This is a genomic window from Amycolatopsis sp. CFH S0740 (assembly GCF_004522315.1).
In the GTDB taxonomy this organism is placed as follows: domain Bacteria; phylum Actinomycetota; class Actinomycetes; order Mycobacteriales; family Pseudonocardiaceae; genus Amycolatopsis; species Amycolatopsis nivea.
In genome coordinates, this window is record NZ_SDLS01000020.1 from 174,723 (window position 1) to 185,374 (window position 10,652).

The 10,652-nt window shown below is 68.3% G+C and carries 10 protein-coding genes; 3 read left to right on the forward strand and 7 right to left on the reverse strand.

Translation table 11 applies throughout. The features are described 5' to 3' along the window. Window positions 1–65: 65 nt before the first annotated feature. Together EIZ45_RS46250 and EIZ45_RS29670 are read right to left on the reverse strand one after the other, a co-directional pair. Window positions 66–227, reverse strand: a complete 162-nt coding sequence (locus tag EIZ45_RS46250) for a hypothetical protein (RefSeq protein WP_167756592.1) — start codon at window positions 225–227, stop codon at window positions 66–68. Beyond that, window positions 224–1,759 (reverse strand): PucR family transcriptional regulator, encoded by a 1,536-nt coding sequence (locus EIZ45_RS29670; RefSeq protein WP_134667185.1) that lies wholly within the window; start codon window positions 1,757–1,759, stop codon window positions 224–226. The genes EIZ45_RS46250 and EIZ45_RS29670 overlap by 4 nt, the downstream gene beginning before the upstream one ends. Window positions 1,760–1,867: 108 nt before the next feature. On the opposite strand from EIZ45_RS29670, the gene EIZ45_RS29675 reads away from it, so the two are divergent. The 3 genes from EIZ45_RS29675 to EIZ45_RS29685 all read left to right on the forward strand — a co-directional run bounded on the left by EIZ45_RS29675 (window position 1,868) and on the right by EIZ45_RS29685 (window position 5,670). Further along, window positions 1,868–3,355 carry a cytosine permease gene (locus EIZ45_RS29675; protein ID WP_134667187.1) on the forward strand — a complete coding sequence of 496 codons (1,488 nt, stop codon included), beginning with the start codon at window positions 1,868–1,870 and terminating at the stop codon, window positions 3,353–3,355. A 63-nt stretch (window positions 3,356–3,418) separates the two neighbouring features. Continuing rightward, window positions 3,419–4,393 (forward strand): polysaccharide deacetylase, encoded by a 975-nt coding sequence (locus tag EIZ45_RS29680; RefSeq protein WP_134667189.1) that lies wholly within the window; start codon window positions 3,419–3,421, stop codon window positions 4,391–4,393. Between the two features lie 59 nt (window positions 4,394–4,452). Further along, window positions 4,453–5,670, forward strand: coding sequence for a M24 family metallopeptidase (locus tag EIZ45_RS29685; protein WP_134667191.1), 1,218 nt, complete (start codon window positions 4,453–4,455; stop codon window positions 5,668–5,670). A gap of 187 nt (window positions 5,671–5,857) precedes the next feature. On the opposite strand, the gene EIZ45_RS29690 is transcribed toward EIZ45_RS29685, so the two are convergent. From EIZ45_RS29690 to EIZ45_RS29705, 5 genes are all read right to left on the reverse strand, one after another. Beyond that, on the reverse strand, window positions 5,858–7,132 hold the full coding sequence (locus EIZ45_RS29690) for an amidohydrolase (RefSeq protein WP_134667193.1): 1,275 nt from the start codon (window positions 7,130–7,132) through the stop codon (window positions 5,858–5,860). A 2-nt stretch (window positions 7,133–7,134) separates the two neighbouring features. Beyond that, on the reverse strand, window positions 7,135–7,839 hold the full coding sequence (locus EIZ45_RS29695; protein WP_134667195.1) for a trimeric intracellular cation channel family protein: 705 nt from the start codon (window positions 7,837–7,839) through the stop codon (window positions 7,135–7,137). A 327-nt stretch (window positions 7,840–8,166) separates the two neighbouring features. Further along, window positions 8,167–8,355 carry a hypothetical protein gene (locus EIZ45_RS47005; protein ID WP_240690821.1) on the reverse strand — a complete coding sequence of 63 codons (189 nt, stop codon included), beginning with the start codon at window positions 8,353–8,355 and terminating at the stop codon, window positions 8,167–8,169. A gap of 160 nt (window positions 8,356–8,515) precedes the next feature. After that, the gene (locus EIZ45_RS47010; RefSeq protein ID WP_240692041.1) at window positions 8,516–8,800 is read right to left on the reverse strand and encodes a DUF2637 domain-containing protein; all 285 of its coding nucleotides are present in this window, start codon (window positions 8,798–8,800) and stop codon (window positions 8,516–8,518) included. Window positions 8,801–8,989: 189 nt separating this feature from the next. Further along, entirely contained in the window at window positions 8,990–10,561 is a 1,572-nt protein-coding gene (locus EIZ45_RS29705) for a tyrosine-type recombinase/integrase (RefSeq protein ID WP_134736089.1), read from the reverse strand. Window positions 10,562–10,652: the final 91 nt, after the last annotated feature.

A 10,652-nucleotide genomic window follows, 5' to 3' on the forward strand; every position in this document is an offset into this window, starting at 1 on the left:
TAGATTTCGGGCCGTGGCAGATCCGTCGGGAAACGACGCCACAGGTTCTCTGTCGACGGTAGGTTTCAGCGGATGTTCGACGTGGTGCGCTCCAGCCACGGCATCGACGACTGCCCGGAACTCGCCCAGCGGCTGTCGATCGATTCCTCGATCGCGCGTGCGCACCAGCACACCGCGGGCGGGGCACCCGCGATCCTTGATCCGGCAGGTTCTGCCGGGCCGGTCACAACGAGAGTCGGGGGCGGGCCGACGGCCCGCCGGTGTCGGCCCGACCGCCGAGGTAGAGCCGAGCCGCGAGGTGCACCCCGACCGCTCGCGGCGTGCCGGTCGGGTCGCCGCCGAGAGCTGAGAAAGCCCTTGCCAACCTCTGGTAGAGCGCTTGTCGCTGCAGATTGAGCCGGCGAGCGGTCTCCGTCTTCTGGCAGCCGGCGGCGAAGTAGGTCGCGAGTGTCTCGAGCAGGACCGCGGCGCGCGGCGCGCCCAGCGCGAGGACCGGGCCGAGGTGGTCCTCGATGAAATCGCCGAGCACCGACGCGGATCCGATGCGGTGCGCCAGCAGCTCGACTCCGATCGCCGCCGTGTCCAGAACCCGTTGCGGCCACAGTAATTCGTCGGCGATTTCCACGCTGCGCTCGGCCTCGGCGAGCGTGTGCGGGAATCGGGCTGCCGCACGGGCGGAGGGGCCGACGCCGACCCGGAGCCGCCCGAGCCGGCCGGTGCCGGTCAGGTCGGCGATGAGCGCCCGGCGCTGCGTCTCCGCGGACGCGGTCGGTAGCACGACGAGACCGGACAACGTCCCGTCCTCCACAGTCGCCAGCACCTGCCGGCCGTGCTGGCGCAGGACGGAGTCGAGCGCGCCGAGCGCGGGCAGATCGCCGTCGCCGGTCGCCGAGACCCCCACCGCACACGATGTTTCCGGAACCCCGGCAGCATGCGCGAGTACAGCGATGTGCTCCGGCCTCGTATCGGCTGCGCGCACCGAGCGCAGGAGTTCGCGAACAGCGCGGTCTTCCGCGGTCACCGCACCGGATCGGGCCAGTGCCAGCGCCAGGATCTGCGGCGCCCGCTCGAGGGCCGCGCGGACGACGACCGGGTCGGTCTCGGCGTCCGGAACCACGACCAGCCGGGCGACGCTCATCCCGTGCACGGAGATCGGGACCTCCGATGCCGCATCGGCGTCGGCGCGGTACCCGGACGGGCCGGTTGTCGAGCCCAGGGTCCGGCCGGCCAGGTCGAGCAGGCTGATCTCGCAGGCAGTGGCGTCGCCGAGCGCGGCCATCAGTTCCCGCGGCCCGCCCCCATCCGCCAGCACCTGGGACAACAGATGGGAGAGGGCATCGGCTGCCCGCAATCCGCGCACCGATTCGTTGACCAGCATGCCGTTGATCTCTTCGGTGACGCCGACGAACGGCACCACCTGGCGCAGTTCGATCACCGGCAGCCCCAAGGCGGCGGCCTCGTGGAGCAGTTCCTCAGGTATGGCCGGCAACTCGGCACCGGTTTCGATGGCAAGCCCGGCGATGCCGCGCGCGGCGAGCTCCCGCGCGTAACGGCGCCGGCCGTCTCCGTCCGCTGCGGCGAGGACCACGCCGCCGGTCAACAGCAATTCGCCGCCGCGCAGCAGGTGGGCGATCTCCAGGACCTCGCTGGAGTGCACCCAGCGAACGGGCCGGTCGAGCGCGTCCTGGCCGGCGCGGACGACCGGTGTCGCTCGGGACAGGGCCGGGCTCGACAACACCTCCCGCAGCGAGAGCGTCATTCTGTCACTCCTTAACGGTCGAACTGCTTACACAATGACCATAGACCGCGACGGTGACCCGGATCACTCTGTCTTCCGAGGGACCGGCAGTCCACTGGAGGCGATCAGATGAAGAACACTCAGCCCGATGCCAGCATCGCTGAGCTCGAACAGGTGCTGCAGCCGATCCCGGAGACGGCCCGCACCAGCAGAGTGTCCGGCCAGTTCTGGATCTGGGCCGGAGCGAACATCGCTCCGATCAACTGGGTGCTCGGCGCGCTCGGCATCGGCCTCGGCCTCGGCCTGCGCGACACGCTGATCGTGCTGGTCGCCGGCAATCTGGTCGGGATGGCGCTGTTCGGCCTGTTCGTGCTGCTCGGGCAGCGCACCGGAGCCACCGCGATGATCCTCGGACGGGCCGCCTTCGGCCGTCGCGGCAACTATCTTCCGGCGGCCGTCCAGGCGTGCCTCGCGGTCGGCTGGTGCGCGGTGAACACATGGATCATCCTCGATCTGGTCATGGCGCTGCTCGGCAAGCTCGGGCTGGTCGACCCCGCGGCGCCCAATATCGTCGCCCGCATCGTGGTCGCCGGCCTGATCATGGCGGTGCAGGTGGCGATCGCGTGGCTCGGCTACCGCGTCATCGCGGCGTTCGAACGGTGGACGGTGCCGCCGACCCTGCTCGTCCTGATCGCGATGTCCGTGGTCGCCTGGACCCACCTGCACGTCAACTGGTCCTACGCCGGCGCCCCGGGGCACGTGCTGACCGGCGGCGCCCGCCTGGCCGCGATGACCGGCGTCATGACGGCGATCGGAATCGGCTGGGGAATCACCTGGTTCACTTATGCTGCGGACTACTCCCGTTTCGTCAGCCGCACAGTGCCCCGGCGCAGGCTCTACCTGGCAAGCGTGCTCGGCCAGTTCGTCCCGGTCGTCTGGCTAGGCGTGCTCGGGGCCAGTCTCGCCACCGCCAGCGGACAGATCGACCCCGGCAAGCTGATCGTCGACAACTACGGCCGGCTCGCGCTGCCCGTGCTGTTTCTGGTGATCCACGGGCCGATCGCGACCAACATCCTCAACATCTACACCTTCACCGTCGCCGCGCAGGCGATGGACGTGAAGGTCGACCGACGCAAACTCAGCGTGTTCGTCGGAGTGTTCGCCTTCCTCGCGGTCATCTTCTTCGTCTTCCAATCCAGCATCGCGACCGTGCTGGACACCTGGCTTTCCGGAATCGTCGCCTGGATCGCGGCCTGGGGCGGCATCATGCTCGTGCACTACTTCCGGCTGGAACGCAATGCCGCGCATACGGAACGGTTGTTCGACCCGGTGGGCGGCAAGCGGCTTCCGGACATCAACTGGGCAACCATCGCGGCCTTCGTGACCAGCATGGTCGCGACCTGGTTGTTCATGTACGGCAGCACTCCCGCATTGCAGGGGCCGGTGGCTGCCGCCCTCGGTGGGGTGGACCTGTCCTGGCTCGCCGGCGGTGCCGTCGCGGCCGCCCTCTACACAGTCCTGGCGCCGAAGGCGCACCGGCAGTCCCTCGCGGCGGCGTCGGTCACGACTTCCGCCCAGCCGGCCAGCGCATCGGCCGAGCCGCCGACAGGCAAGTGACCCATCAGTCGCGCCGAACACCATCGTCCGCTTCAGACGCATCGCCACGAGGAGGCCACACGCATGACGAATGCTGTTCCGCCCAAAGGATTCCGGCTGTTCGACTGGCCCCCGGGACGCACCGCGGCCGCAGCGTTCACCTTCGACGTCGACGCCGAATCCTGCCTTCTCGCCCACGACCCGACGGCGACCAGCCGAATGTCGCTGATGTCCCATCAAAGCTACGGCGCGCGAGTCGGAGTCGCCCGGCTGCTGCGGATCCTGGACCGGCAGGAGGTGCGCGCGACGTTCTTCGTGCCGGGCTTCACCGCCGAATGCTACCCGGACGTGGTGCGCGCCATCGCCGACGGCGGACACGAGATCGGCCATCATGGCTACCTGCACGAACAAATGCGCAACATCGACGCCGAAACCGAGGCCGGTTACCTCGACCGGGGGCTCGACGCGCTGGACCGGATCGCCGGGGTCCGCCCGACCGGATACCGCGCGCCGTGGTGGGAACTGAACTGGCACTCCGCGGAACTGCTGCGGCAACGCGGTTTCCGTTACGACTCCAGCCTGCTCGACGGCGATGCGCCCTACCGGTTCCTCGTCACCCCGGACGAACCCGGCACGCTCATCGAGATCCCCGTCGACTGGGCCCTCGACGACTGGGAGCAGTACGCCTTCTACCCGGGCTGGACCGGGAGCGGCGTCATCGAAAGCCCCGCCAAAGTCAGCGAGATGTGGTCGCTCGAGGCCGTCGCGCAGCACCGGGAGGGCGGCTGTTTCGTCCTGACCAACCATCCCTTCCTCTCCGGACGCCCCTCTCGGGCGGCGGCCCTGGAGGAGCTGATCGAGACCGTCAAGGCCCTGCCCGGAATGTGGGTCGCGCCGCTGGAGGAGATCGCCGAGCACGCCGAGCGGGTGTGCACCGAAACGATCACTCACACCCGGTTCGACGTGTCGCACATCCCGCAGCTGCACATCCAGCGCACTCCCCCGGCAGCGCCCGACCGTCCCCAGCCGATCAAGCACCGGCCGAGCCGACCGGCGTGACCGCGCCAGTCCGCACAGCTGACCCGAAGATCCCGACCGCACAGAAACGAGGCGACACGATGACCGAACGTCTGAAAGAAATCCGCAACGGCGCCAAGGTCACCCCGACGTTTTCCGCCAACGAGATGGACCGACGGATCACCCTGCTCCGCAAGCACATGGCCGAGTCCGACATCGACGCAGTGCTGTTCACCAGCTACCACAACATCAATTACTACAGCGACTTCCTGTATACCGCGTTCGGCCGCAACTACGGGCTGATCATCACCGTCGACGGCCATATCAGCGTCTCCGCGAACATCGACGCCGGACAGCCCTGGCGGCGCAGTTTCGGCGACAACATCGTCTACACCGACTGGCGCCGCGACAACTTCCCGCACGCGGTGACCACCGCGCTCGAGCGCGCCGGCTTCACCCGGGGCCGGCTCGGCCTCGAGGACGACCACATCCCGCCAACCCTGAAGGCACAGGTGTCCGATGCCCTGCCCGGAGTCGAACTGGTCGACGTCGCCGCCGCGGCGATGAGCCAGCGCATGGTCAAGTCGCGCGAGGAAATCGAGCTCATCGCACACGGCGCGCGGATCGCCGATCTCGGCGGTGCAGCGGTCGTCGAGGCCGTGCGCGCCGGCGTCCCGGAATACGAAGTCGCGCTAGCCGGCACCCAGGCGATGGTGCACGAGATCGCGGAAACCTTCCCACACGCCGAACTCCGGGACACCTGGGTGTGGTTCCAGTCCGGCATCAACACCGACGGAGCCCACAACTGGCCTACGACACGACGCGTCCAGGACGGCGACATCCTTTCGCTGAACTGCTTCCCGATGATCGCCGGCTACTACACGGCGCTGGAACGGACCCTGTTCTACGGCGAGCCGAGCTCCGAAGCGCTGCGCTACTGGCAGATCAACACCGAGGTGCACCGGCGCGGGCTCGAACTGATCAAACCCGGGGCGGTATGCCGCGACATCGCCGCCGAACTCAACGAGGTCTACGCCGAGCACGGCCTGCTGCCCAACCGGACCTTCGGCTACGGGCACTCCTTCGGCGTGCTGTGCCACTACTACGGACGCGAGGCAGGACTCGAACTCCGCGAAGACATCGACACCGCGCTGCGACCGGGCATGGTCGTCTCGATGGAACCGATGATCACGATCCCGGAAGGCGAGCCGGGCGCCGGCGGCTACCGGGAGCACGACATCATGGTGGTGACCGACTCCGGTGCCGAAGACATCACCGGCTTCCCGTACGGACCGGAACACAACATCATCCGACGATGACGCCCGGCGACGAACCAGCCGCGCAGTGCCAGCAGGGCGGGTCTGGCAGCGTCCGCTGACCCCTGCGTTCGGCCGGCCGACGAGCTGCCCGCCGTTGCGCACCGCGCGGCGGGCAGCTCAGCTGCACCGATCTGACTTGCGGCGCACCTCAAGACGTCGGCCGCTTCGCACCGGATGGCTGCGCGATTCATTCGCGAGCCGGCTGCCCGGCGGCCAGCCACGAGAGAGCGGCGACGGTGAGGGCCTTGACGCCGGTGTCGAGCGTCGGCTGCAGCACCGGCGCGAATTCCGGACTGTGGTTGACCGGGACATCTCGGGCAAGCGTCCCCCCACGCTCCGCCTCAGCGTAGCGGCCCGGGTCGATCCCGCCGATTCCCCAATAGGTGAACGGGACCCCGAACGCCTGCGGAATCTGGCTCATGTCCTCGCTCGCGGTCTGCAAGTCGATCGTATGCGCGTCTGCGCCGAACGCTCCGGCGAACGCATCCGCCACCCTCCGCGTCGGTTCCTCGTCGTTCACCGTCGGCGGGAACGTCGCCAGCCGTACGAATTCCGGCTCGCGCGGCGCACCCGCGGCCTGAGCTTCCGCGCGCACGATCCGTTCGACCGCAGCAAGCACCTGCTCCCGCGACGACTGGTCGTAGGTACGCACGTTCAGCTCCAGCTCCGCCCGGTCCGGGATGACGTTCGGACCGCTACCCGCCTGGATCTTGCCCACCGTGACGACCGCCGGCGTGGTGGCCGCCAGTTCGCGCGACACGATCGTCTGCAACCGCACCACCGCCATCGCCGCCATCACAACCGGATCGATCGCCGCCTGCGGCGCGGAACCGTGCGCGCCGCGCCCGTGCAACGTGACCCGGAGGCTGTCCGCCGCCGACAGAAACGAGCCAGCACGAGTACCGACATACCCCGCTGGATACGGCAGGACGTGCTGGGCCAGCACCACGTCCGGCTTCGGCACGCGCTCGGTCAAGCCGTCGGCGATCATCGCGTCCGCGCCGTCACCGTTCTCCTCCGACGGCTGAAACAACACCATCACCGTGCCCTGCCACTCCCTGGCCCCGCGCGTCATCAACTCGGCGAAACCGACCAGGCAGGCCACGTGCACGTCGTGCCCGCACGCGTGCATGACCGGCCCCTCCACGCCGTCCGGCCCGGCCGCGACGACCTGCGAGGCATACGACAGGCCGGTCCGTTCCTCCACCGGCAGCGCGTCCATGTCCGCGCGCAGCATCACCGTCGGACCCGGCCCGTTGACCAGCACGCCCACCACTCCGGTGCCGCCGATCCCCTCCGTCACTTCGTAACCGCTTGCGCCCAGCCGCTGCGCGACCGCCGCCGCCGTACGGTGCTCGCGCAGCCCGAGCTCGGGATGCGCGTGCAGATCCCGGTACAGCTCCTCGATCCCTGAGCGAATTTCCTCCAGCGGCGCAAGAACTGCGCGAACCACGGCTTCCATGATCAAGCTCCTCCTTCTTCCGGCGGGCGTGGCCGGCTGCGCCGACCCTCGCGCAGCCGCGCTCGGGGGTGCCATTCGAGGCCCGAAGGCAAGTTCCAGTCGAATGCGAGCGCAACACCCCGGAACGCCAAGGCACCCACGACGCCGCTGACCACCCCGACCAGCGGAGCGCCCAGCTCCGAGCAAACGACCATGACCGACGCCACGGCAACCGCGACCGTCGCGTACAGGCCGTTTCGGCCCAGCACTGCCGGTACGCGGCGCAGCATGATGTCGCGCAATGCGCCGCCGCCCACTGCAGTCGTCGTCCCGAGCAGGATCGCCGGAAGCCAGCCCAGGCCGGCAGCCAGCGTTTTCTGCGCTCCGGTCACTGCCCACAACCCGACAACAGCAGCGTCCAGCGCAGTGAACACCCGATTCCACGAGCTCTCGCTGATCGTCATGACAAACGACAGCAGGGCACCGGCCATCGCCGTCGGCAAATACGCGTAATCCGTCAACGCGACCGGCGGGCCATGCTGCAGCAGCGTGTCCCGGATGACCCCGCCGCCCAGCCCGGACACCGTGCCGACGACCAGATAGCCGAACAGATCCAGCTGCTCGGCACGCGCGACCGCACCGCCCAGAATCGCACACGCGAACACCCCGGCCAGGTCCAGATAACGCGTGACCTGACCGATCGCTTCGACAGCCGCGGTCCCTGCCATGACCGACACCCTAACCGCGTTCAGCGACGATCACCGCCGCTGTCGTTCTCCGACACACTGATGGCAAACGCGGTTCCGTGACGCGCCAACTGGGCCGCGCCTGATCGCCGGCCGGATCTTCCGGCAGCAGGGGCACCATCACGACGCGCCGGTTGAGCCCGGCCCTCACCCCATCTGCTCGGCGCAGGTACCCCTTGGGGCAGGCCCAGGACACCAGGGGAGTTGTCGGCCTGACGAGAAGGTGAGTTGCCGTAGCGGACACCAGATCCTTGAGGAATGTCAGCGATGCTCCGCCGAGGGCACCGAGACGCACTAGGACCGGATCTCTCATCGCGCCGCTCTCCGGGCGTAGTTGTGCGTGCCGGCCACCCGGTCCAGCTCCGCCCCGCTCAGAGACCGCCCCGCAGCGACCTGCTGCACGTAGTACGCCCACATGTACTGCTCGGCCGTCAGCCCTTCCACTCGCCCCGGGCCGTCGAACCCCATCTCGCTGGGCCGACGAGACGGTCCGGCCATCGCTATCTCGCACAGACACGGTCTCGGAGCAAGTCTCGGTGCCGTGCTGCTTCAACGCCCGGTTCGGCAGCTCGACCGTGAACAGCAACGCCACCGGCGGGCACGCCGCGACCACCACCTGCAACGGGCTCAGCGCCGAAGCCGACCCCACGTTCGCCAACTACGACAGCCCGATCCCGAACACGAACGCCGACCACGCCACCCACCGGCCACGCTCCCGGCCAGCCCGGCGCCGCTTCCACAACTCCACCGTCGCGATCGCCAACAACCCGTCCACCAACAACGGCCAAATCGACGCAGTCGACACATCAGCACCGAACCGCAGAGCGAACTCCCGACCGTGGCGATACGACGCATACGCCGCACCGACCGCCACCAGATCCGTACAGCCGCACTGCACCCACAGGGCAAGGTTCGGGGCAACCCGGTCCCGCTGCCCGCCCATCACGACAGCGCCCCCGCCACACGACCGAGCACCGGCGAAAACCGCCAAGCTGAGCGTGGTGGACCGGTCGGCAGAGCCCGGCACTTGCGAGCCCGAGGGGAGCCCGAGCGCGCAGAAACTCGACGACAAACCACGACACCACCCGACACCGGCGACACCCCGCGCCGAGGAAAACGACCCTGCGCGGCATCACGCGACACCGCCCGAACCTTGATCAAAACGACTCTTAACCAGCGGGTTCGGGGTTCGAGTCCCTGATGGCGCACCCTCACTCCCCAGGTTCGAGAAGTTTTCGACCTGGGGATTTGTGCTGTCTGGACGAGATTCTTCCGGCTGCTGTCTGTCCATTGTGGTCTCCTGCGAGCCCGAGGGGAGCCCGAGAGCGCGAGCCCGGTGCAGCGCCCTCTTCCGCGGGATCGCGCCAGCGAGTTTCCGCGAGGCTTCGGCAAGAAGTTCCTGGGCGACGTTCGTGTAGAGGTCCATCGTCACCTTGATCGAGGAATGCCGGAGCATGTGCTGGATCACCTTGATGTCCACGCCCGCGGCCAGAGCCAGGGTCGCCGCTCCGTGCCGCAGCCCGTGCAGCGTGATCGGCGGCAGATCCGCGGCCTGAATCAGGCGAGCGAACTCGTCCGCGACGTCCGCTGGATGCAGCGGACTGCCGTCAGGGCAGGTGAAGAGCAAGTCGCTCTCCACCCAGTCGCTGCCGAGCCTCGCCTTCGCCTCGTCCTGACTGGCCAGGTGCGCCCGCAGTACCAGCACCGTGTCCGGGTCCAGCGCGACAACCCCCTCCGACGACGGGGTCTTGGGCTTGCTCTGCCCCGTTTCCCACCCGTACTGGACGATCTGGTTCGCCACCTCCAGACTCGCCGCGTCCAGGAACGTGTCCGAACGACGCTGCCCGCACGACTCGCCCCGCCGCAGCCCGGTGTACGCAATCAGATGGAACAACGGATACAGCGGATGATTCANCCCGCACGACTCGCCCCGCCGCAGCCCGGTGTACGCAATCAGATGGAACAACGGATACAGCGGATGATTCACCGCCGAATCGAGAAACTCCCCCGTCTGCTCCCCCGTCCACACCATCACCGGATACGGAACCTCTCCTGTCTCCCGCCACAGCGCGACGCGCTCTGGCGTCCACAGCTTCGGCCGCGGCCGCACCGCCGGAGGCAACTCCACCAGCTTCGCCACATTCATCAGCAACAACCCCTCATTCACCGCAGGACTCAGCATCGCCCGCAACGACTCCCTGATCCGGTGCAGCGACGACGGCCCGACCGGCCGCTGCCACTTCACCGCAGCGATCTTGCGCGGGTCGCCGCTGGCGCGGTACTCCGCGATTACCTCGTTGTGGTCCACGATCGCCTCGAACATCGCGTCCAGATGCGCCACTCGCAACCGATCCCGGCGGATCTTCCCCAGATGCGGCCGAAGATAAAGCCGCACGTGCGACTCGTAAGAGCGGTACATGTTCCGGCTCACCGTGCGCTTCTTCAACACCAGGAACGCATCGAACACCTCGTCCATGAACGGATGCTCCAGCGCTGGTGCGGCCGCCCGCACGAGCCGCCGCACCGGCTCCACCTCCGGCAACGGCTGCTTCTGCGCGATCGCCGCCGCGACAAGGTCGCCGATCTTGCGCAGCGTCTCCTCGTCGTCCTCCTCCGCGATCGCGAGCAAGTCCCGGACACGACCGAGACCAGTCTCGGCATCCGTCGCGCTCTCGTAGCCTGTGGGGTTCCAAAAGTCGCTCACCGGTGCTCACCAGCGGCTTTACGCGGCTCGTTCGTATTCGTTGATCAGGCCGCCGAGAAGCCGCTGTCGCTTGATCCGCTGAGTGTTGAGG